Origin of the sequence: Micromonospora sp. DT4 (assembly GCF_049841675.1) — a bacterium.
GTDB lineage: Bacteria > Actinomycetota > Actinomycetes > Mycobacteriales > Micromonosporaceae > Micromonospora.
The window spans coordinates 1-22,443 of record NZ_JBNCKT010000092.1 but is presented as its reverse complement, the minus strand read 5'-3'; the positions used below and the strand labels follow the sequence as shown (position 1 = coordinate 22,443).

General features: G+C 68.9%; 14 protein-coding genes and 2 pseudogenes. 4 read left to right on the top strand and 12 right to left on the bottom strand.

The window, feature by feature from the left end; translation table 11 throughout:
• Positions 1–72 precede the first annotated feature (72 nt).
• Positions 73–531 (bottom strand): hypothetical protein, encoded by a 459-nt coding sequence (locus ACLQ24_RS22205; protein WP_425893642.1) that lies wholly within the window; start codon positions 529–531, stop codon positions 73–75.
• A gap of 166 nt (positions 532–697) precedes the next feature.
• On the bottom strand, positions 698–1,438 hold the full coding sequence (locus ACLQ24_RS22200; RefSeq protein WP_425893641.1) for a hypothetical protein: 741 nt from the start codon (positions 1,436–1,438) through the stop codon (positions 698–700).
• Between the two features lie 167 nt (positions 1,439–1,605).
• Here ACLQ24_RS22200 and ACLQ24_RS22195 point away from each other — a divergent pair, with 167 nt between their 5' ends.
• The gene (locus ACLQ24_RS22195) at positions 1,606–2,856 is read left to right on the top strand and encodes an arginine deiminase (protein ID WP_425893640.1); all 1,251 of its coding nucleotides are present in this window, start codon (positions 1,606–1,608) and stop codon (positions 2,854–2,856) included.
• On the opposite strand, the gene ACLQ24_RS22190 is transcribed toward ACLQ24_RS22195, so the two are convergent.
• Both ACLQ24_RS22190 and ACLQ24_RS22185 read right to left on the bottom strand, forming a co-directional pair.
• Complete coding sequence (locus ACLQ24_RS22190) at positions 2,842–3,729, bottom strand: DUF5926 family protein (protein WP_425893639.1); 888 nt, start codon at positions 3,727–3,729, stop codon at positions 2,842–2,844. The genes ACLQ24_RS22195 and ACLQ24_RS22190 overlap by 15 nt on opposite strands.
• A 100-nt stretch (positions 3,730–3,829) precedes the next feature.
• A complete protein-coding gene (locus tag ACLQ24_RS22185) occupies positions 3,830–5,020 on the bottom strand; it encodes an MFS transporter (RefSeq protein WP_425893638.1) in 1,191 nt (396 codons plus the stop codon).
• 156 nt (positions 5,021–5,176) lie between these two features.
• Here ACLQ24_RS22185 and ACLQ24_RS22180 point away from each other — a divergent pair.
• Together ACLQ24_RS22180 and ACLQ24_RS22175 are read left to right on the top strand one after the other, a co-directional pair.
• Positions 5,177–5,311: pseudogene (locus tag ACLQ24_RS22180) on the top strand (IS982 family transposase); the annotation flags it as partial.
• Positions 5,296–5,422: pseudogene (locus ACLQ24_RS22175) on the top strand (IS982 family transposase); the annotation flags it as partial. The pseudogenes ACLQ24_RS22180 and ACLQ24_RS22175, both read left to right, overlap by 16 nt.
• A gap of 291 nt (positions 5,423–5,713) precedes the next feature.
• Here the strand turns inward: ACLQ24_RS22175 and ACLQ24_RS22170 are convergent.
• The 5 genes from ACLQ24_RS22170 to ACLQ24_RS22150 form a co-directional block, all read right to left on the bottom strand.
• Complete coding sequence (locus ACLQ24_RS22170) at positions 5,714–6,130, bottom strand: ATP-binding protein (RefSeq protein ID WP_425893637.1); 417 nt, start codon at positions 6,128–6,130, stop codon at positions 5,714–5,716.
• Between the two features lie 64 nt (positions 6,131–6,194).
• Positions 6,195–7,649, bottom strand: a complete 1,455-nt coding sequence (locus ACLQ24_RS22165; RefSeq protein ID WP_425893636.1) for an ATP-binding protein — start codon at positions 7,647–7,649, stop codon at positions 6,195–6,197.
• A gap of 111 nt (positions 7,650–7,760) precedes the next feature.
• Positions 7,761–8,549 (bottom strand): glycerophosphodiester phosphodiesterase, encoded by a 789-nt coding sequence (locus tag ACLQ24_RS22160; RefSeq protein WP_425893635.1) that lies wholly within the window; start codon positions 8,547–8,549, stop codon positions 7,761–7,763.
• Between the two features lie 10 nt (positions 8,550–8,559).
• On the bottom strand, positions 8,560–8,895 hold the full coding sequence (locus ACLQ24_RS22155; protein ID WP_425893634.1) for a rhodanese-like domain-containing protein: 336 nt from the start codon (positions 8,893–8,895) through the stop codon (positions 8,560–8,562).
• A 58-nt stretch (positions 8,896–8,953) separates the two neighbouring features.
• Positions 8,954–9,916, bottom strand: coding sequence for an LCP family protein (locus ACLQ24_RS22150; RefSeq protein WP_425893644.1), 963 nt, complete (start codon positions 9,914–9,916; stop codon positions 8,954–8,956).
• 453 nt (positions 9,917–10,369) lie between these two features.
• On the opposite strand from ACLQ24_RS22150, the gene ACLQ24_RS22145 reads away from it, so the two are divergent.
• Positions 10,370–18,520 (top strand): toxin glutamine deamidase domain-containing protein, encoded by an 8,151-nt coding sequence (locus tag ACLQ24_RS22145; protein ID WP_425893633.1) that lies wholly within the window; start codon positions 10,370–10,372, stop codon positions 18,518–18,520.
• Between the two features lie 59 nt (positions 18,521–18,579).
• Here ACLQ24_RS22145 and ACLQ24_RS22140 read toward each other — a convergent pair whose 3' ends face one another.
• The 3 genes from ACLQ24_RS22140 to ACLQ24_RS22130 all read right to left on the bottom strand — a co-directional run bounded on the left by ACLQ24_RS22140 (position 18,580) and on the right by ACLQ24_RS22130 (position 22,359).
• Positions 18,580–18,798: a hypothetical protein gene (locus tag ACLQ24_RS22140; RefSeq protein WP_425893632.1), complete on the bottom strand. Its 219-nt coding sequence runs from the start codon at positions 18,796–18,798 to the stop codon at positions 18,580–18,582.
• Positions 18,799–18,928: 130 nt separating this feature from the next.
• Complete coding sequence (locus ACLQ24_RS22135; protein ID WP_425893631.1) at positions 18,929–20,653, bottom strand: hypothetical protein; 1,725 nt, start codon at positions 20,651–20,653, stop codon at positions 18,929–18,931.
• Between the two features lie 203 nt (positions 20,654–20,856).
• Complete coding sequence (locus tag ACLQ24_RS22130; protein WP_425893643.1) at positions 20,857–22,359, bottom strand: methyltransferase domain-containing protein; 1,503 nt, start codon at positions 22,357–22,359, stop codon at positions 20,857–20,859.
• Between the last annotated feature and the right edge of the window lie 84 nt (positions 22,360–22,443).

The following is a 22,443-nucleotide window of genomic DNA, read 5'->3' as shown; positions in this document are numbered from 1 at the left end:
GGATACCGCGTCACCCTGGAGAACGCGTCGTGAAGCGAACCAACCGCCTCTGACGCGAAGGGAATCTTCGCGTCAGACCTCGGAGAAGAAGGTGAGCGAACCAGCGACGGCGCCGTCGGAGAGCACCGGGGTGGAGATCGCGTCGACCGTCGCGTCGGGGCTGCCGGCGGAGGCGGCCTGCACCCGCAGCAGTCCACGGGCGAGTCGGCCGGAGGAGAGCGCCAGCAGGGGCGGGATCTTGTCGATCTCGGCCTCGGTCAGCTCGCCCCGGTTGGCGGTGAAATCCAGCAGGCGCAGGCCGCCGTCGAGCAGCGGTCGCCCGATCAGGCCGGCCGGCTCGCCCAGCCAGAGCAGTTGGCAGCCGGCCGTGGAGATGGCCACCACGCGGGTGTCGGCGTCGATCAGCAGGCAGGGCTCGTCGGCCCGGCCCACGGTCGAGGACCACTGGCCGACATTGTCCAACTCCAGCTCTGTCGAGGCTCGCGCCGACGGCACGAACACTTCCGACAGCGAGAGTTCGACGTGGGCCACCGGGCCTCCTATGTACAACGACGGAATGTCCACGCTAGCCGGTCGACGACGGAATCACCGAGCGAGCCAGGTCACCGCACCGCAGCGGACAACCCGGGCGGCCGGCGACGGCGCGGGAGCCGGTGGGTAGGTGGGGGACCGGGGCCGCGTGGTGTCGCCGGTGACGTTACCGGCGGTGGGCCGCCTTGTCAGCGGCCGTTCGGCCCTCCTCGTACCATCGGTAGTCGGCCGATGGACGGTAAGTGCCGTTCAGCCAGGTGCTCGGGTGCTGTGCCACCCGGGCCAACTTTTCGGCTGTGGTCGGGCTGATCCGGTTGCCGCCGGCCACGAGGAGCCGGTCCAGTTCCCGGTGGGTGGCCATGAGGCAGTCCTTCGGGAGGCCGTAGACGCTGATCACGCCGGAACCCACGAAGGTCAGCACGGGCGTCACCGGGATGGTCAGTCCCACCGCGTCGGAGAGGGCCTTGCTGGCCCGCTTGGCGTCCCGCCGGGCCTCGGTGACGTACGGGGGCCGCTTGCCGTTGATCTGCACGACGTCCCCGGCGACGAGCACCCGGGCCCGGCCGTGGTCGGCGATGGTCACCGCGAACAGGCCGCTCGGCCCGATGGCGAGGAAACCGGCGCGGTCGTCCTGGGCGCGGTCGAGCAGAACGTCCGACACGTCGGTGCGGGGCCACTCGATGACGTGCCAGGACGGCCCGAGGTGGTCGAGTTGGCCGAGCGCCCGCGCGCCGGCCGCCTCCAGCCGACGGGCGCCCCGCTCGGCACGGCGGCGGCGGGCCCATTCGAGCGGTGTGGGGCGGACCGGTTCGAGAGCCCCCGGCGTCTCGACGCGGGGGTGGGGCACCGCGATGGGCGGCAGTGCCCGGGCGGTCGGTACGGCTCGTCGTGCGGGAAAGACAGTCATCGTCGTCGACCTCCGGCAAAAGGTCCCTCGAAGTTATCTTCTCACTACCCTACGTTGACACTCCCGGTGTTCGGCAAGCCGGAGCGCCGGAGTGACTGTGGATGAATGCCATATTCATCCACAGGTCTTTTCTCGGATGCCGCCAAACCCTGCCCTACGCTGCGGTAGTGACCCACTACGTCGACAGTGAAGTCGGCCGGCTCGGCACCGTGCTGCTGCACCGGCCTGGCCCGGAACTGGCCCGGCTCACCCCTCGCAACAACGACTCGCTCCTGTTCGACGCGATCCCCTGGGTCGGCCGCGCACAGGAGGAGCACGACGCCTTCGCGGCCGCGCTGCGCGAGCGCGGGGTCGAGGTGCTCTACCTCGCCGCCCTGCTGGCCGAGACACTGGCCGTCGAGGACGCTCGCGCCGAACTGACCGAGCAGGTGCTGCGCTCGCGGCGACTCGGCGACACGCTCCGCACCCGGGTCGCCGACCACCTCGCCTACCTGGACCCGGTCGCGCTGGCCGACGTCCTCACCGCCGGGCTGGCCCACGAGGAGCTGCGGATCAGCTCGGAGCGGCCGGGCGGGCTCGTCTACACCCTGATGGACCGGCACGACTTCGTCATCGACCCGCTGCCCAACCTGCTCTTCACCCGCGACTCGTCGCTGTGGATCGGCGACCGGGTCGGTGTCACCAGCCTCGCCATGCCGGCCCGCCGTCGGGAGACCACCCTGACCGACGCCATCTACCGACACCACCCGCGGTTCGCCGGCACCGAGTTCGTCTACCGCCCCGACCTCGAACACCTGGAGGGCGGTGACGTGCTGCTGCTCGCACCCGGCGTGCTGGCGGTCGGCGTGGGCGAGCGGACCACCCCGGCGGGCGCGGAACGCCTCGGCCGGCAGGTCTTCGCCGCCGGACTGGCGCACACCATCCTGGTGGTGCCGATCGCCCAGAAACGCGCCACGATGCACCTGGACACCGTCTGCACGATGGTCGACGTCGACGCCGTACTGATGTATCCGAACATCGCCAGCACGCTCTCGGCGTACACCGTCATCGCCGGCGCCGACGGCGAGGACCCGCGGGTGGACGGCCCTGCGCCGTTCCTGCGGGCCGCCGCCGACGCGATGGACCTGGACCAGCTCCGGGTCATCGACACCGGCCTGGACCCGGTCACCGCGGAGCGTGAGCAGTGGGATGACGGCAACAACACCCTCGCCCTGGCACCCCGGCTGTGCGTCGGCTACGAGCGCAACACCGAGACCAACGCGCAGTTGGAGCGGGCCGGCATCGAGGTCATCCCGATCGCCGGTTCGGAGTTGGGCTCGGGCCGGGGCGGCCCGCGCTGCATGTCCTGTCCGATGGTCCGCGAACCGCTGCCCGTGCCCGGCGGAACGGGCAGCGCGGCGGGGTCAGCGCAGGGTTAGCTGGCGGCCCAGCAGCCCCTGGCGGGCGCGTCGGCCGGCGGCGTCCAACACTTCGGTGCTGGCGAGGGCCTCCGCGTACCGCTTGGCGAACTGCGCGACCGGATCCTCCCACTCGGCGGCCGGCGTCCCCTCCGGCAGGTCCCACACGGGCACGAGCCGGCCGTGGGCGCGGAACATCCCGGCGAACTTGGTCTGGTCGCCGAGCGTCAGCGTGCCGGCGGCGCCGAGCCGGGCCAGCGCGTCGAGGGCGGCGTCCTCGTCGTCCGGCAGCACCCAGCGCACGTGCGCCTTCTCGGGCACCTGGCACCAGTACGCGGCCTTCGCGGATGTCATCCGCACGGTCGGGTAGATGGCGGCGTTCGCCCGCTCCAGGGACGCCTGGACGCTTGGGGCGTCGGCCGCGCCGGGATCGAGCCAGAACTCGAACCCGTCGTGCATGCTGATCTCCAGCGGGCCGTCCACGAGGATGTCCTGGAGCCGCGGTCCGGGGCCGGGCAGCGGCGGTACGGACACCTGACCGCCCGGCTCGGCACGCAGGGCGCAGAGCAGCGCCTCGGCCAGGTCTCGGGAGACGTCGCCGGACTGCTGGTGGCGCTGCAGGCCGATGAGCACCTCACCGTCCGGCTTGCTCACGGCCGGCGCGGCCATCGGCAGCACCGTGGCCAGGGTGACCGACCGGTCGCCGAACTCCTCGACCAGGGCGGGCGCCAGTCGCAGCGGGGCGGACGCGGCGGGCACCAGCTCGCGCAGCGCGATCCACTCGGACTCGTCGACCAGCCCCTCGAACGGTCGCGGCACGAAGATGTCCCGCACCTTGTCCCGGCGGGGAGCGGTGTCGGTGGCTGCTCGCTGGCTCTTTCGACGCTTGCTCACGGCGTCACAGCCTAGTGCCACAGCCGCAGTAGCCGACGCCGACCAAGCCATTACCCGCTATCACCGACGACGTGGTCGACGCGGTCGGAGGGTCGGCGGCTCAACTGGCGAGCGCGTTCGCCGGGGTCGCGGCACGGTTCCATAGGGCCGCAGGTGCTAACGCGAAGAGGATGCTCAGGAAACCGAGGAGAGTGATGGAGAGGCCCGCCCCGATCTCGTCCGTGGCGAACCCGGCCATGAACGCGCCTACCCCCTGTGCCGTCGCGTTCGTTGACGCTGCGATTCCCATGCCCCGACCCCGTTGGTCGTCGGGGAGCAACTCGGCCAGCGAGGACGCCGCTATGACGGTGAGGACGGACCAGATGGCCCCGCTGACTCCGAAGACGAGCATGATCAGGTAGGGATTGTGGACGGCTAGCGCGGTCAGCAGTGGCAAGCCGGGGGCGAGGCAGACAAGCGGAAACAGTTTCTTGTACTGGGCGGCGGTCACGAACTTGGCGAAGATCGCGAGCGTCACGACCGAGAACAGCCCTTCCGAGGCCATGAAGATTCCGACCCAGCGGTCGCTGAGGTGCAGCTCGGATGCCAATGGCACGGAGAGTGCCTTCGGTGCCGTGAGGAAGAGGCCCATGAACGTGGACAGGAAGATCGCCCGTCGAGCAGGGGAGCGCCAGATGACACGGAAGGTCGTGGTAACGGTGCTGGACGCCCCGGCGGCCGCGACGGCAGGACGTGCGGAGACCAGCGTGCGGACTATCAACGCCGCAGCGGCGAAGGTCAGGCCGTCGACGAGGAGGCACGTCGCTGGTGTGAAGGCCGTGGCGATGAAGCCCCCGGAGCAGAATCCGACGAGTTGGCCGCCCTGCGAGAGCGATTGCCGCAGGGCCATGCCAGGCCCGTACTGCTCCTGCGGCAGGACATCGCGGAGAAGCGCTAGACGGGTCGCCGTGTAGGGCCCAGTCAGAAACGATGAGGCGGCAACAAGGCAGCACATCGCAGTGAGCGAGATGCCCGGGAGTGCCATCGTCAGCACGATCACGGACCGTATGGCATCGATCGCCACTGAGACGCCCCGACGTGGTCGCCGATCGGCAAGGGGCGACAGCAGGAGTCCGCCGGCGACGGTGGGCAGGTATGTCATCGCATACGTCAGACCACTCAGCCCGGCCGATCCGGTCCGTTCGAACACCAGCAATGCCAGCGCCACCCGGGATAACTGGTCACCAATAACGGAGAGCACTTCGGTCCCGGCGAGCGCGATGAATTCCCGATTTCGCGACAAACGCGTCATGCAGCAGTTATCCCGGTGTCGAAGTTGCGGCTGGTTACCGACGATTGCATGACGGAGTGGAGTTACACTTCATTTCTACTGATTTCGTCGGCGGTGTGGCTTGGCGAGTAGTTCCGAAGTCAGGGGTCGATGTCTGGGCAGGAAGAGAGGGCATCCAAGGTCATGATCCGGGACTTGGCCCGTGACAGTGACTTCTGGTTCGACAACCAATGGATCGCCGACTCCACTCCCATCCCCTGTGGCGTGTCCCACCCCACGGTCCAACGCTCGGGCCTCATGGGCTGGGCCGGACCAGCGTCGCCGTACGCGTCGCCCAACGCCCTGGCCATGGCCGCCGCGATCTGGCACAACAACAGGATCAACGCACCCGCCACTCGGCCACTGATCGCTTACGATAAGTGACCGGAATTCGGAACAACTCGTCTAGAGGCCAGCCCCAAAAACCCGTGGTCCATGTGATTGAATGTGAGTGTTAGCGCGCGCCTCATCCAGTTTCACCCAGTGTGATTGCGTCGAGGCGCGGTGTTATGATTGAGGAGGTGAGCCATGATGAAGCAGTCTGACTGGTGAAGATGCCCTTCGATGTTAAATATGTAACTGTGACGTGCTGATCGAACCGATATCCGGAGCGCTTAAGCACTCACCAGCGGCGGGCCACTCGCACCAGGCCCGCCGCTGGACCCTTTATAGGGGTCAGCCGGCGGTCACCAGGTCGGGGTGGGCCATCGGGGTCGGGTCGAACTCCGCCCAGACGCGCTGGCCCATGCCGTCACGCTCGATGCCCCAGCGGGTCGCCAGACCGGCCACGATGTGCAGGCCCCGCCCGTCCGCCGCGTCCAGGCCGACGGTGCGGATACGGGGGCCGGTGCTCGCGCCGCCATCGGTGACCCGCAACTGGATCCGTGGGCCCTCGGCAGACGGCCGCAGCTGCCACGCCACCCGGACCACGCCGCCGGGCAGCGGGCGGGCGTGCCGGATCGAGTTGCCCACCAGCTCGGCGAGCACCGCGATGAGATCCGCGAGGAGCGTCGGGGGTACGACGTCGGCCAGGTCGTCGGCGAGCCGATGCCGGGCCAGCCGTGCGCCGGCGGGGTGGTGGGGAACAACCACGCACCACGCCCGATCCCTCGCCGCTGCCGCTGCCACCGTCGCCTCCACGTCGTGCCACCGCTGGTCAACCGCGCGGTAGGCGTACCTCTGCGACCGTACCGCCGTCGGTCCTCGGACGTAGGGATACCCATCCATTCTGTTGTTCAACGATCCGGCGGACGAGATAGAGGCCGAGCCCCGCTCCCGGATAGCCGCGCCGGTCACCGGACTCGCCCTGCCAGAACCGGTCGAACGCCCGCTCCACGTGCTCCGGTCGGATGCTGATGCCGCGGTCACTCACCCGGAACGCGATCAACTGGCCGTCGACGCCGGCGGTGACCTCGATGGGGGAGCCCGGCGGCGAGTACTTGCCGGCGTTCGTCACCAGCTCGGTCAGTACGGTGGCCAGGCTGGGACGGTGGCCGAGCGCCTTGGGCAGGTCGGCCGGCAGGCGCAGCGTCAGCCGGTGCCGCAGCTCCGCCGGCAGGTCCACGATGGCGGCGCGCAGCGCCTCACCCAGGTCGAACGGGGTGGGCGGTTCGTCCCCAGGCCCCGTCTCGGCAGCCGAGGAGAGCAGCCGGTCGACCAACCGGGCCAGCTCGTTGGCGCGTTGCCCGATCACCCGGGCGGCCTGCCGCCGGTCGGCGTCGGTCAGCGACTCCCAGTGGTCGGTGAGGGTGTCCGCGTACCCCTTGATGACGGTGACCGGCGTGCGCAGCTCGTGGCTGGTCACGGCGACGAACAGTTCGCGGTCGTGATCGCGGCGCTGCTGGTCGGTGATGTCACGGAAGGTGACCACCCGCAGCGCGCCCGGGCCGGGCAGGTCGCCGGAGGTGATGCGCAGCCAGCGCCCGTCCGGCAGCCGGTGGTCGCGGACCTGGCCCGAAGGTGGCAGCGGAAACGGCAACGGCCCATTCAACGCCTGCTCGGCCGTCCGGCCGGTGACCTGCACGGCGGCCGGGTTCCACAGCCGGACGTGGCCGTCCCGGTCGACCACCGCCAGCCCATCGGCGAGCGCCGCCACCACCGGCCCGTCGCCGTGCACCGGCAGCCCGCTCTGGTCGCCGTACATGTGCGCGATGCACGAGGCGAGGTACGCGAGCACTCCCTGCTGCTCGGCGCCCGGCTCGTCGTCGCCCGGATAGAGGGCGTGCAGGCTGCCGACGGTGTGGCCGCCGATCTCAGCCCGGCCGACCACCATCCGGCGCAGGCCGCTGCCGGCCAGCTCGGCGGCGAGCTTGCCGCTCAGGTCGGTCACCCGGACCTGGCTCACCCGGGGACCGGAGAGCAGGCGGACGGTATCCGGGTCGTCCACCGCGAGCGGGCGGCCGACCGCCCATTCCGCCGCGCCGGTCGCCGCGATCACCCGGCCGCCGGTCGGACCGAACTCGACGAACGCCATTCCGCTCGCGCCGAGCGCCGGTTGGGTCAACCGGAGTAGCTGGGTGAGGACCGGTAGACCCACGTCCCCAGCATTGATCATCTCGATCACGACGGTGTGGCCGGCGAGAAGAGCGGGAAAATCGATACGCTCCGGCATGTGCCGAGTGTGCCCCGCCGGCCCGTCTTTCGGCACCCCCCGGTTGTCGCGTAGGCGTAGGTGCTGCCGGCGGTCGGCACGCTGCACGGTCAGCTCGGCGCTGCGGCCCGTTCAGCCGTCCCGCCGGGCCAGGACGTGCGCCGGCCGGTCCGTGATGATGCCGTCCACCTCCTCGGCCAGCACCATCTCCACGTCGGCCGGCTCGTTGACCGTCCAGACGTACACCTGGTTGCCGGCGGCGCGCAGCGCGGGCAGCAGGCGTGGGCGGGCCCGGAGCAGGCCGATGCCCGGACCGGCGATGCGGGCGCCGAACGGCAGCCGGCCCAGCCGCAGCCAGGGCGGCAGCACCTCCAGCAGCAGCACCGTGGGCAGCGCCGGGGCCAGCTCCCGGACCCGCCGTACCGCCAGCGGCGAGAACGACATGACGGTCACCTGGACCGGGTCGTCCGGCGCCGGGTCGGCCAGCCCGTACTGCCGCAGCAGGTCGACCAGGCGCCGCTCCACCTGTGAGCCGTACCGGGACGGATGCTTCGTCTCCACCAGCAACCGGACCGGCCGCCCGGCGGCGAGCACCGCGTCGAGCAGGCGGGCCAGGGTCAACAGCCGGGTGTGCGACTCGTCCGGCGGCAGATCGCCGCTCGGCGCGCTGCCCGGATGCCACGAGCCGAAGTCCAACGCGTCCAACTCGGCGAGGGTCTGCGCGCTGACCAGCCCACGACCGTTGCTCGTACGGTCCAGCCGCCGGTCGTGTACGCAGACCAGATGCCCGTCCCGGGTCAGCCGGACGTCGCACTCCAGCCCGTCGGCGCCCTCGTCGAGGGCGCGCAGGTAGGCGGCGAGGGTGTGCTCCGGGAGGTCGTACGAGGCGCCGCGGTGCGCGAAGATCAGTGGCCCGCCCATCCCGCCCGCCTCAGATGACCTGGCCGGGTTGCCCGTTCGCGTCGACCACCGGTCGGCCGACCGCTGCCCACTGGCGCATCCCGCCATCGGCGTTGCGCACCTGCCCCCAGCCGTTGTTGACCAGGTAGGCGACGACCTGGGCGGAGCGTCCGCCGGAGCGGCAGATGACGGCGACGTCCCGGTCGGTGGGCACCTCGGCCAGCCGCGCGGGCAGTTCCATCATCGGCAGGTGGTGGGCGGTGGGGGCGTGGCCGGCCGCCCATTCGTCGGCCTCCCGCACGTCGAGCAGGTAGGTGTCGTCGGCGATCTCGGTCACGGGCACGGTGGGAACCTGGGGTCCGAACACAGGAAGCAACACTAGATCCTCACGGGGTGGATCGGCACGGACCCGGCCGTCGCCACGGTCACAACCGGGTCACCCAGCGCGGGTTGGCCTGCGCCCAGGCCGGTACGCGGGTGCCCCGGACCGCCTCGAACAGGCCGTTGCCACCGTTGTCGAGCACCACGTACGAAACCTGGTCGATGGTCTGCGGCGACGAGGGCACCTGGACGCCGCGCATCCCGTCGGGCGGCAGCGCGCGGAGCGCGAGGAGCAGGTCCTCCAGGGGTATGCCGTTGGTGTCGACGGTCAACGAGCCGCCGACGGCGCGGAGCACCTGGTCCAGCTTGACCGGGTTGGAGCGCAGGTCGGCGTCGCCGGCGCTGTCCAGCATCGCCCGCAGGAGTTGCTGCTGGTGGCGCTGCCGGTCGAAGTCGCCGTTGGGCAGGTCGTAGCGCTGTCGTACGTAGTCCAGCGCCTGTGCCCCGTCCATCCGCCGGCAGCCGGTCGGGAAGACCCGGTTGGTGTGGATCGAGCGGACCTCGGTGTCGACGCACATCTGCACTCCGCCGAGCAGGTCGATCACCTTCCGGAAGCCGGCGAAGTCGATGAGCGCGGCGCCGTCGAACCGGATGCCGGTGAGGCGGTTCAGGGTGACGGAGAGCAGTCGGGTGCCGGCCGGTCCGCCGCCGCCGTGCTCGTACGCCGCATTGATCTTGTCGGGGCCGCCGCCGAAGCCGTTCGCGGGCGGGATGGCGACCAACAGGTCACGCGGGATGGAGACCAGGTACGCCTCGCGCCGCCCGGCGGGCACGTGCACGATGAGGATGGTGTCCGAGCGCTGGTCCGGTTCGCTGCTGCCGGCGCGCCGGTCGGTGCCGATCAGCAGGTAGTTGAGCGCTCCGCCCAGGTCGGTCCGGTCGGTGCGGGCGTCGGCGTCGAGCAACTGCTCCTTGGTCACCGTGCGGTCGTACCGGTGGGTCAGTGTCTTCAGGCCGACCAGGGCGAGCCCGGCCAGCAGGACGAGGGCCAGGCCGACGCCGAGCAGGAGGCGTGGCCAGCGGGCGCGGCGTGGCCCGGCCGGGCGTGCCCGGCCGGGCGCGTTCCGTCCCCACCTGGACGTGACCGCCTCCCCGCAGCCGATACGTGATATCTGCCCACATCAGACTACGCTCGGTGAGGTGGTGGTCGCCGGGCTTTCCGCGACTTGGCGTCTCCGTCACCTCTCCTGTCGTAGCCGGCGACGAAGTTTGTGCACGTCAGTAGCAGTGAAACGGAATTATTCACCGTATTGATCATTGCGTCAATCACGAAGCGTAACTAATCATGTCAATGAATATAGAGATGGTCTAGATTCTCGCCTTACTCTCGGTAGCGGCGGCCAGAGATCTGTTAACTGTTCTGAGGGCAGCACAGGCCGTGGTGGCCGTTGAGGGCCGGCCGGCGGTTCCCTCACGTGCACGAAGCGGGAGCAGCGGTGGCGGATGGGTGTCGCGAGTGGATGACCACCTGGCTGGTGGGCGGCATGTACGTGAGCCTGGAACAGGGCTCGGTGCCACCCGAGGTGTTCGACGCTCAGGCAGTGCCCGGCGCGCACCTGCTGCACGTGCCACCGGAGTCGGTCAACTCCGCAGCAGTCCGGGACACACTGCTGGCGCAACCGCCGAACGTGCTGGCGCAGATGGTGGACGGGTCGGCGCGGTCGGTCGCCGTGGGCCTCGACAAGGCCGGTGCGTTCGCTCGTGCGAACGCACTGGGCCTGCCCGTTCTTCTCCCTGACAACACGCTCGCCGGGGTGGAAGACGAGCGGATATTGGCGATCGACGCTCAAGGGAGCCCCGCGCAGACCCCGGCCGTTGCGGATTACGTACTGGTGTTGCCGGAGCCACACCTACTCACCCAACATCCGGCCACTCGCCGTGAACTCGACGCCAGCCCGTCGCAGGTGCTGATCGGCCCACCGATGCTCAGCCAGGTCCGATTTATCGATGCCGACAAGGCCGAGTTGGGTATACCACCGCTGATCCTCGACACCCTCATCGACCAGGTCGGCGGGATCGCTGGTGTCGAGGAACTCGCCGCCTCGACCGAGGATGCGTCGCCCGTGCAGGGTGGGGTGATCGGGCTGTGGCGGGCCCTGGCGGCCCTGAAACAGGGCGACGCCAGGCTCGTCACCGTCACCGCACGTGGCGACGAGACTGCCATGACAGTGCTGGCGCTGCGGTTCCCCGGCGGCGTCGGGCTCCTGCACGACACCCCGTCGGGCGTACGTGCCGCGACTCTGCCTCGACGTCCGGGCGCGCTGAGCATCGCCCCCGCGAACGTGTCGGAGAAGGCGAGCGCTCTGGTCGACGGCTCCGCGTTGGCGTATCCCTGGCTCAGGGGTGTCAATCCTGAGCGGGAGGGGGCTCCGACTGCTGATGCCTTCACGCTGAACTGCGTCATCACCGCGATCGCTGTCGACCTGTCGCTGATCGACGGCCACGGTCACCAGGCCAGCGGCGTGGACACCGCCACCGGGCCGGAAGATCGGGGGTTGCCGGAGTCCTACCTGGCGAACTATCAGGCGCAGACGCTCCGCTTGCCCGACGGGGAGAGTCGGGTCTACTCGTTCGGAGACCTCGAAGCTGTCCGTGACGTGATGGCCGCCGCCCAGCGGGGTGCCCGTGGCCTCGTGCTTATCTACGGCGAGGACGCCCGCACGTCGCACGCGTTCAACGTGGTGCACGACGCGTACGGCGTTAGCTTCCTCGACGGTCAGCGTGGCGGTCTCGCCCGCCCCCCGCAGGTGATCACCGACGTCGCTCTCCTGCCCCTCACCGACAACATCGAAATCCCGAACGAGCATCCGCTCACCGTGTTGTCACCGGACCGCCGCGCCGGCGCCTTCGGCTTCGAAGTGGAAACAAGATTCAGAACCGATGTCCCGATGGACTTAGGCATACAAGTTATAGCGACCTCGCGCAACTTGGATATCCACCTCGACCAGGACCCTGGCGAGACCATTATTGAGTTGGTGTCAAAGCCGTACAACGTCCTTGACGGCGAGACCCGCCACCGGCCACGCGACGAGGTGTGGCACGACTTCACACAGATGCAGCTGATGCTGCAACGGATAGCAGACGCGGGGCGGCCACTTCCCCTGAAGGCGTTGTTCCACACCAGGAATGGCTTTTCTCCGGTCAGAGAGGATATTCTCAACGACTACCACCTTAATGGTTACACCCGCTCCGACGGGCCACCCGCAGACAACATGTACACGCAATACACCGTGGGTGTTACATTGTCGGTCGCATATCGGCTGCTGCAATTCACCCTACAGCACACCTGGGCTGACCGCTTTAAGGGATTGACCCAGCACGCGCTGGACTTTGCCGATGGGGTGGCGAGGCTCTACCGAACGGCGATGCACATCGCCAGCACGACCGACGGCGGACTACAACCCACCGATGCCTCGCTGGCGCGTGACATCATGGATGTTCGCGGTCTGGCGGCCCTGGCGTACACACACGTTCTCGCACCCGTACTGACCCTTGCCAACCGGCACGCAGAAATTCCACCAATTTTGGTCAAGAATGAGTTGCTGGCGGCTTCTCGGACTTCCCTGGCAGCCATCCGGGACCTACTGTCCGAACGGGCACGGAACTGGCTGGAGGCGAATGCGAATATGCTTAGAGTCAGGCTTGCCGCGCACGCACTGGGAAAGTTTCCCCGGATTCGAAGGTATCTGGACGAAACCGAAGGCGGCGGCCTCCTCGACCGAGAAATGCCGGGAAAAGATGACGACTATCGTCTGGGTAGCCTGCTCGACACCGTATTACTCGGGGAATCTCCCAGCAATCGCGAACTCACCCAGGACAATGTTTTCGGCATCCGCACCAATGTCGGCAGGGCACACATGGCCGACAACGGAGATCGCCTTATCCTGCTGGAACTCCGCCACCATGGGCTCCCGCCGCTGGGCGGCCTGGCCGAGATCAAGCGCACCCTCGACGGCCTGGAGACTCACATCCGTCAGGTTGCCCGTTCGACGGCAGCAATCCAGGCTGAAACTAACAGCGGTCAGGACATCACCGCCTCCTTCCCGTTCACGTCGCGCAGCAGGGACCTGACAGCTGAGCATCGTTCCGGGGTGGAGGAGATCGCGGCACGGATCGTGCAGCGGATTGTCGCCAGCGGCTCGGGGGCGATGGTCCTCGTGGAGGGCGGCGGGAAGAGAAGCGTAAGCGATGCCGGAGCGCAACGGGCGACAGTCGTGGCCGACGCTCTCACGGTATCCGCGCTACAGCACCTGGACGCCGTTGGCCTGGCGGCCTCCCGGGTCACCGTCCTGCACCGCAGCAGAGGCGATGGTGACAGCCAAAGCCCGCACCCCGCGCAACGGGCTGCGGTTGCCGCGGACAAGCGCACCGTGGTGCTGTGGCTGGATCCTCCGGCGCCGCAACAAACCGGTCAAATGCGGGCGTGGGACATCGAAACCGCACGCTTCGGCTCCGCCGGTGCTGACGTGGAGACACGGGAAGTGGCGTCGGACTACACCGACGAGTCGTTGCACGCGGCGTACCCCTGGCTGGGCCAGATCAACCCGGGTCACGCCGGCGGCGGCGAGTACGCGACCAACTGCGTCATGGCCGCGCTCTCCCTGGACCTCTCGTTGCAGGACGGGAGTTCGGTCTTCGAGACGGCCACCAACGAGCCGTTGGACGGGGTCAACCTGCTCAACTATCAGCAGCAGGTGTTGAAACTGGCCGATGATGAGCACCGGGTGTACGGGATCCCGAGCATCGAGGCGGCCGTGGAGGCCTTGCGGGCGGCCGCCCCCGGATCGCGGGCGCTGATCGCCGTGCGCCGACCTGAGAGTCAGGTCAACCACGTGTTCGTCGGCATTCGCGATGAGCGCGGAGTCGCCGTCGTCGACCCGCAAACGGGTCGGCTGGGCAGGTTGCCGCTGGACACGACCGGGCTGACGCTCATTCCGCTGTCGCACGATATCGCACCACCGACGCCCGCGACGGTGGATCAACTGACACGGGTGCTCGATACGGTGGCGGGGTCGTCGCAGGCCGTGGACACACCCCCGGTGACCGTATCGGTGCAGCTGGACTCTTCAGGGGCCGGTGCCCATCTGGACTCCGCTGCCCGAGAACAAGTGGTTACGCTCTCCGCCCAAGCCGTCGCCGCCGCGCGTCGCAGCGGTCCACTCGACGTCCAGGTCGACGGTGGCTGGAGCAGAAATACGTCAGCGACCGGGAACGCCGCCGCGCGGTCCCAGGTTGTGCGTGTCCAAGCAATACTTGATTATCTGATGCCCCTGATTCGCCGGGGTCTGGCAGACCTCGGTCTGCACCGAGACACGGTCACCGTCGACGTTGTCCGCCGCGGATCGCAGATGCCTTCGGCGACGCAGGACGCGACCTCGGCTGGCGGCTTGGACCAGTACCCAGTCACAGTCCGGTTGCTACCCGCACGACGCTTGGCTTGGGCGGAGCTGTCCAGTGCGGACCAGCACATGGTTCTCAGCGTCAACGAGCTGCTGGTCCGGCACAACCGCAATGCCTCGGCCGCAGTCATCCTCGATGCCCGCGACGAGCATTCGATACGACAGACCGACATCCGCGGGATCGTCAGCGCCGTGGCTGAACGGATCCGCTCCGGCGGCCTGTCCGGTCGAATGCCCGGCGGGTCACAATGGGGCGTCGGTCCGCAGTACGGGCACCACCAGTCTGGTGCTGGGGGGCCGAGTCTCGGGCTGCGTCAGGCTCAGATCGGAATCGGCAGTTCGAGCGAACCCAACAATCTCGCAGGTGTGAGACAGCGCCTGAATCCGTTGATTGGGCACCTGGTCGGGCTGGCGGCGTCTGATGGTTCGGTCTCTTTTCAGGCGGTGGCGGACGCCCGGCCCGACGTGAGGACGCTCTTCCTTCAATTCACGGCCAGGGGGGTGGACGTAGGGCCAATCGTCGAGTTGACGCGTAGCGAGCCGCCGCTGGGCGGGCTGCCAGGAGGACGTAATCGGCCTCGCAGGCCGGTGAGGATCATCATCAACGTGCCTGAGGGTGAGGCTGGTCAGGCGGTGCTGGACCAGCTTCGTCGGGAATTTCGCGGTACCGGTCGAGAGGCGTTCGCGCCGGCGGCAGGGTCCAGGGTGGTGGTATACGGGGGCGATCTGGCGGTAGTGAACGGCCAGGGGAAACCCGGGGAATGGGTACCGGTGGGCGCGGAACGGCCGACTAGAGCCCGCTACTACAAAACGGACCCCTACGGACGCCTGGGTCGGAGCATGACCGACCCGCGATTCATGCCGACCGAGGATGAGCTTGTCTGGTGGATGGTCCGCGACTCAACGTTGCCGGTCTCGCTGGAGTCACCGACTGGTGAGTCGACCAGGCCTTTCGGGCTGGAGTTGGAGTTCAACTTCGATCCAAGCCTCCCTGAAGAGGAGCACGAGCTACTTCGCGGTCGGATGCTCAATGAACTGCGTGAATTAGGATTGACCCAGCAATTCGTTATCAGAGATGCGCATTCTGCACGACAGGCTGGCTACAACTCGCGACGCTCCGGCTGGACCTTCGAGAACGACGCCAGCGTTGCCGGTGAAGTGGTCTCGCCGATCCTTCCGTACCGGCAGGCTTCCGGTGAAGAGCGCACCCAAGTCTGGCGCGATGTGGCACTGGTGCTCGCCGTGATCCGCCGACACGGCGGGCGAACCAGTAAAGACGCCGGAGGTCACGTGCACCTCGGCGTTGGAGATTACCAACGCGACGTGGCCACCATGCAGCGTATGATCGACCTGTTCAGGGACAACCAGGACATCCTGTACCGGCTGGCCAGTGTGCCCGGCCAACGGTTGCACCGCGGCACGCTTTACGCCGCGCCGATCGCCCCACCCGCAGCGTCCGGCCAGCAAAGAGAATGGCCTGACTTCGATCTGCGCCGCGATGGTGGGATCGACAACCGTGACACCGCTCTCAATCGTGAGCCGCTGCTCGACGCGTATTGGGCGGGCCGGCCAGCCAAGGATGACCACCTTGAAATCAGGATCTTCGACGCTGACCTGAGCCTCGGTGGAGTGCAGCTGCGCACCGAACTCAGCCGTGCCTTGGCGGACAAGGCCACCGAGCCTTCCAGTCATATTCCTCGGCATTCGGCACTCGGTGAACACTTCCTGCGCTGGGACCCGGACCACCGAGAAGACGCAGCTGCTCTGGAGCGAATACTAGATTTGCTGCCGGCCGAAGCGGCGGCAGCCCGCGTACGCGTGCGACAACTGTGGCCACTTACCAGTTGGCAGATGCCGATTAACGTGCGCACAAGTTACCATGACGGGCTTTTCTTTCCAAAGTGGAAACCCGACCGTCACGAGTGGGAAGCCTTGTCGCCGGTCGCCGAACGTAATCCGCGTCAGCCCGTTTTTATCTATCAACCCGGGTCGGCGAGGTTCCATGCTGCGAACCCCGTTTCGCTTTCGACCCTGCTGGGGCAATGGGTGCCGGCCGGCGCTGGGGCCACGGCCGCCATCGCCCACGGAGTCGTGATCGCCCTCGGGCGCACGCAGGTCGATTACTTCAATATGTTGCCCAGGACTCTTGGTGTGTCGGTGATCCTGCCGACGGGTAATCAGTGGTCGGTCGAGGCGATACCCGGGGGAGGAGGATGGCAGTCGGTGAGCGGATGGGAGTTGCTCACCCGAAACGCCGACGGTTTCCCGATTACCCGGCCCCTCGGTGAGGAATTCGGCCCGGATGAATTGGAGTGGGTGCTAAAGGGGCTACGGACCATCGGTCCTGTGTCTTCGGCACCGGTCGCCGGCACGATTAGCGGCCGGCGCGGTGGTCTTGTCCTCGGTACGGCGCGACCGCAGTTGTCGCTGGGGGATGGTTTGTGGCTGGGTGATGATGTGCAGCCGGTGGTGTGGCGGCCCTTGCCAGGTGTTCGTGGTGGCTGGGCTCTGTTGCCTGATCGCGATGTGGCGCAGGTGGGTGATCTTGAGCTTCTTGGTGGGGGTGACAGTGTGCCGGTGGTGGTGCATCCGGCGGTGGGCGGGACGGTCCGGGTGCCGGTGCGTGACCTGGGTGGTGTGGGGCAGGATGTTGCCGGGTCGATGCCGATGGTTGGTGGCTCGACGCGGGAGGTGCGTCTGAGTGCCCAGCAGTTGGCGCCGTTGTTGGGTCAGCGGCTGCCGCCGGGCGCGCCGGTGGCGTTGCTGTCTTGTAAGGCGGGCGAGTTGCCGGATGGGTTTGCCCGCCAGCTCGCTACGGCCCTCGGACGGGACGTTGTCGCAGCGACCAGGGATTTGGTTGTCGAGCCGTCTGGCGGCCAGACTCGGTTGTTTACGGTCGGGGGTGAGAGTTGGGTGTTGTTCACTCCCGACTTTGGTGACGGTTGGGATGTGATGAACGACGAGATCGATGGTTTCGTCGACGAGTACGGGGTGGCCCATGAGGGCACACGTGTGCGTCATCCATTCGATGGGATCGCTTCGGTCGCGCCGCCGGAGGTTATCGAGCAGCCGCCTGTGGAGGCCGTTGCGGTGTCGGCGGATACGGTCGTCGAGGCGGTGGGTGCGCCGAGTTGGTCGGTGCGGTTGCTCGGTGGGGTCAGGGTCGAGCACCCGAACGTGTATGTGCTTGATGTGGTCGGTGCTTCTCGCCCGTCTGAGGAGGTGGCGCGGCAGGCGTTGATTACGCGGTTGGGTGAGATGGCCGACGGCGATCATCCGGTGGTCATGCTCTGGGCTCCGCGTCTGAACACGGAACCGCTCGTCTCGGATGTTGCCGCTCTGAACTATCTTCTCGAGCAACTCGCTCAGCGTGGGCAGCTGCCGGTGGTTGTCAGCCGGACCAAGGTCACCGATGCGTTGGTCACTGTGACGCGGCGATACGGTGCCGCGATCGTGCACACCACCACGAGGAAGCCCAACAACGTCAGTATCGGGCTGGATACCTACTGGACGGCCAGCCCGTCCAGCCAGGAGGACCACCCTGACACCTCGAGAAGCACGTTTGCCCAGATCACCCGGGATCTCCTGAGTCAGGCCGTCACACTCGCCCATCGCACGCCGGCGGTCGCGCGGGTCGAGGACACCCTCGGTGAGCTGATCTGGGCACCCAACCTCACCGCCGCACGCGACGTGTTCACCACCGCACGCCAGCGCTGGTCAACCCAGCAGATCCGCGACAACCTCAACCGCGTGCGGCAAATGATCGAACGGGTGCCCGACCAGCCCGATCTCGCCCGCTACGCGCCCGTGCTCGAGTTCGGCGCCAGGGGTCACGAGGACATTGTCTTCGACTACGCCCTCGCCGACCCCGTGGACCGGCCCACCACCCTGCTCACCGCCGTGGGTAACCTCGAAGCCCGCGGACAACTCAACTCCGACCCCGAGGCCGGCCTCACCGCCACACAACTGGCCGCCATGGTCACCACGGTCGGTACCACCGGCATCACCATCTCCGTTCTGAACGTCATCAGGGACATCAAGAAAGGAGAATTCACCACTGCGGCCACCTACATTAATCAACACAAAGGCCGACTCACCAGTGATGAGAAAGGACACTGGGTCCAGGCGATCGCCGACCTCCAACGCGTCCCCGCCATGGAGAAGAACAGAGGCGCTCTTGAGGAACTCGCCGCAGAGGTCATGAACTGCTGACCACACCCAAACGCATCGAGCAGAGTCGATCAAGGATCCGACTCCGCCTCGACGCGAGGCTAGTACGGCAGCCGTACTTCGTGATTCAGGCCGTCGGGCCGGACCGCGTCGGCCAGCCGTCCCAGATCGGTGCCCGGGCCGCAGCCGACGTCCACCACGGCATGCCCCGGCCGCAGGCCGAGAGCGTCGACGGCACGCCGCTTGTAGGCGCGCCCGATCGTGGTGGCCGCGGCCGCGTCCAGGTACGCGATCTGATCCACACTCGTGCGCTGGCTCATCCGCCCATCTCACCATCGGCTCGGGGACGTACGGTGCAGACGGTGCACGGATTCGGTGAAGGTCGCCCAGTGCTGGTCGTGTGGACCGGGCCGGGACGCACGCGCCCGGCCCGGTCCGCCGCTGGCGAGGTCAGTGTCGGGCGGTGCCGTTGTCGCTGACCGGCTGCCCGAAGGCCAGGAACGGCACGGGCGTCGGGGGCTCGGGCCGGGTGAAGATCGGCTCGGGCTGCGGGGCGGGCATCCCCGACGTGGGCGTCCGATCGGCCAGCGCTACCGGGTACCGCACGGGCGCACCCTCCGGCCGATCACCGTCGACCCGCTCGCCGTCGGTGTGCTCGGCATCGGCCTGTTCGGCATCGGTGTGCGTGGCATCCGCCTGCTCGGTGGGGGTCCGGTCGTCACCTGCCTGGTCGGGACCAGTCTCGTCGTCACCAACTCGGTTTGCGTCGGCGTGGGCCTGCTCGACGTCGGCCTCGTCGCCACCGGCACGCTCGTCAGGGTCGGCGGCGGTGCCGGCGCGGTGGCTCGCGGGCTGGTCGAGGGGGAGCAGCTCGACGCCGGCACGGGCGGGAGTCGACCGTGGACCGACCATCGGGTACTCGGCGGTCTCCGTACCGCCGGCTGCGGCGGCCATTACGGCTGCGGCGGCCAGGTCGGCCACCCGCTTCGCCTCCCGCTGCACCCGGGCACGGACCTCCTTCGCGTGCCGCTCGGCGGAGTCGCCGGCACGCCGTGCCTCGTCGAGTCGGGTCGCCTCGGCGGTCAGGTCCCGGCGCACCTCGCTCAGCCGTTGCTGCATGCGGGACAGCTCGTTTTCCAGGGTCTCGCCCTCCTGGCGGATCTCGGCGAGCTGCTGCTGGGCGGTCTCCAACTCGGCGTGCAGTTGGGCCGACTCCTCCCGGCGCTCCGCGATCTCCTGCTGGAGCGCGGTGAGCTGCTTCTGGTGGCTGGCGGCCTGCTCGTCGGCCCGGTTCCGCAGCTCGGTCACGTGCTGCTGCGCCTCGGCGAGCAGCGCGGCGATCTGCTGCTCGGTGGAGCTGCGCTGCTCGGCCAGCTCCTCCTGCGCGGCGGCCTGCACCTCGGCGATCTCCTGCTCGGCGGCGCTGCGTCGCTCGGCGACCTCGCGCTCCACGCCGGCCTGCCACTGCGCCATCTCCTGCTGGTTCTTGGCGCGGGCCGCCTGGACCTCCTGCTGGATCTGCGTACGCGCCGACTTCATCAGCGCGTCGGCGGCCACCCGGGTCTGGTTGAGCTGCTGCGCGCTCTGCTCGGTGATGCGCTTCGCCTCGTGCTGGGCGCGTTCGTGCGCGGCCTCGCCGTCGGCGCGCAACTGCTCGGCGCGTTCCCGGATCGCCGTCAACTCGGCCTCGGCCACCGCGCGCCGCTCCTCGTACGCCTGCTCCTGTTCGCTGCGCCGCGCGGCCACCTCCTCGGACAGGTCCTGGCGTGCCTGCGCGGCCCGCTCGCGGGTGTCGGCGAGGATCCTCTCCGCCTCGTTGCGCAGCTCGTTGGCCCGGTCGGTGGCCGACTCGGTGATGAGGGCGGCCTGCTTCTCGGCGAGGGTCAGGATCTCGCCGACCATCGGGCCCAGATCCTGGAACGAGGCGCGGTCCACCTGCACCGGCTGCTCGTGCAGCTCGGCCAGCTGGGCACGCAGCCGCTGCACCTCGGCGGTCAGCTCACGCACCCGCACCGCGGACCGCCCGTGCTCGCCGCTGAGCATTGTGATCTGCCCGTCGAGCTGCTCCAGGTGCCGGTCCACCTGGCGTTTGTCGTAGCCGCGCAGGGCGAGCTCGAAGCTCGGCCGCGAGGCCGCGTCGTCGCGTGCTGCGAGCGGCTCAGCGCCGATGGACATGCACCATCCTCCGTACGGTCGGGGGCGCGAGGGCCGGCGGTCAACCGCCCTGCGGGCCGTGAGTGTGGCGCAACGCTACCGCCGAGCCCACCCCCGTGCGAAGGCACGCACCCCTCATTCGTCGATCATGGAGTCGTGGTGCCCGGAAGGCCCTGATCCGCGGCTCTTGTCGCCCACCACGACTCCATGATCGGCGGCGCGGCTCAGCGGCGACGAGCCAGCAGGACCGCGTCGTGGTGGACGACGTCGTGTGGGCCGGGGCGGGGACGGGTGTCGGTGGTGAGCACGTCCCACCGGGTCGGGTCGAGCGCGGCGGCGACGTCCTCGGCGGTGTACATCATGTCCGGCATGTGCATCCGGTGCCCCGACGTCCACAGGTCCATCGGGTGATGGCCCACGATCAGCAGTACGCCACCCGGGGCCACGGCGGCGGCCAGCCGGTCGAACAACTCCCGCCGCTGCGTCGGGGGCAGGTGCATGAACTGCGCCGACACCAGGTCGTACGCCTCCTCGGCGGGCGGCTTGTCGCGCAGGTCGGCGTGCGTGAACTCGATCTGGTGACCGACCCCGGCAGCCTCGGCGTGTTCGGCGGCCCGAGCCAGCGCGGTGGTCGAGATGTCCACCGCCGTCACCCGCCAGCCCCGCTCGGCCAGCCACACCGCGTCGGCGCCCTCACCGCTGCCCACGTCCAGCGCCCGCCCCGGGGTCAGGTCGGCGGTCTCGGTGACCAGCTGCGGGTTCGGGCGGCCACTCCACACCGCCGGCTTCGACCGGTACCGCTCCTCCCACGCCGGCTCCTCGAAGGTCGTGGCGACCAGCTGCCGATACGCGGCCACCGCGTCCCGGGTGTCCTCAGCGACGAGGTCGGCGTTGATCGCCGCCGCGGCGGTGAGCCCGGCGGCGGCGGACGTGATGACCTGGCCGCGCAGGTCTGCCACGTTGCCGGCCACCCAGACGCCGGGAACGGTCGTCGCCCCGGTGGCGTCGGCGGGGATCTGGGTGCCGACCACGTGCCCACCCATCGTCACCTCCTCCGGGGCCAGGCCCAGCCCGACCAGCAGGTCGGCGCGGGGAGCCGTGCGGGTGGCGACCACGACCACATCGAGCGCCACGACGCGGCCGTCGGCGAGCCGGACACCGCTGAGCGCGTCTCCGGTCACCTCCAGCGCGGCGATCGGGCCGGGTACGACCGCGATGCTCCGGGCGGCGAGCCGTTCGGCCGTCTCCTCGTCGGGGGTCGGCGCGTCGTGCAGCAGGAGCAGCACGTCGGAGGTCCACTGCCGCCACATCTCGGCCTGGTGCACGGCCATCGGCCCGGTGGACAGCACGCCGACCCGGCGATCGCGCACCTCCCAACCGTGGCAGTACGGGCAGTGCAGCACGTCACGGCCCCACCGTTGCGCCACGCCCGGTACGTCGGGCAGCTCGTCGGTGAGCCCGGTGGCCACCAGCAGTCGGCGGGCCCGCACCGCGGCCCCGTCGTCGAGGGCGAGTCGGAAGCCGTCGTCGTCCCGGGTCGCGGCCCGGACCCGGCCGGCCCGGAACTGCCCGCCGTACCCGGCCACCTCGACGCGCCCGGCCGCGATCAGCTCGGCCGGCGGCGTTCCCTCCCGGCCCAGGTAGTTGTGCAGGTGGTCGGCCGGCGCGTTACGCGGCTCGCCGGAGTCGATCACCAGCACCGACCGCCGTGCCCGGCTCAGCGCCAGAGCGCCGCTGAGAGACTGTCGGGTAACTGGACGGCTACGCAGTGAGAAGTCGTTCGGCGTTGATGCGTCGGGCGGCTTCGCGCT

What these genes read in the sequence shown, in the direction of transcription:
- ACLQ24_RS22200 (WP_425893641.1), bottom strand. Translation starts at nt 1,438, where the DNA reads ATGACTGTCTTTCCCGCACGACGAGCCGTACCGACCGCCCGGGCACTG.
- ACLQ24_RS22185 (WP_425893638.1), bottom strand. Translation starts at nt 5,020, where the DNA reads ATGACGCGTTTGTCGCGAAATCGGGAATTCATCGCGCTCGCCGGGACC.
- ACLQ24_RS22165 (WP_425893636.1), bottom strand. Translation starts at nt 7,649, where the DNA reads ATGCCGGAGCGTATCGATTTTCCCGCTCTTCTCGCCGGCCACACCGTC.
- ACLQ24_RS22160 (WP_425893635.1), bottom strand. Translation starts at nt 8,549, where the DNA reads ATGGGCGGGCCACTGATCTTCGCGCACCGCGGCGCCTCGTACGACCTC.
- ACLQ24_RS22145 (WP_425893633.1), top strand. Translation starts at nt 10,370, where the DNA reads ATGACCACCTGGCTGGTGGGCGGCATGTACGTGAGCCTGGAACAGGGC.
- ACLQ24_RS22140 (WP_425893632.1), bottom strand. Translation starts at nt 18,798, where the DNA reads ATGAGCCAGCGCACGAGTGTGGATCAGATCGCGTACCTGGACGCGGCC.
- ACLQ24_RS22135 (WP_425893631.1), bottom strand. Translation starts at nt 20,653, where the DNA reads ATGTCCATCGGCGCTGAGCCGCTCGCAGCACGCGACGACGCGGCCTCG.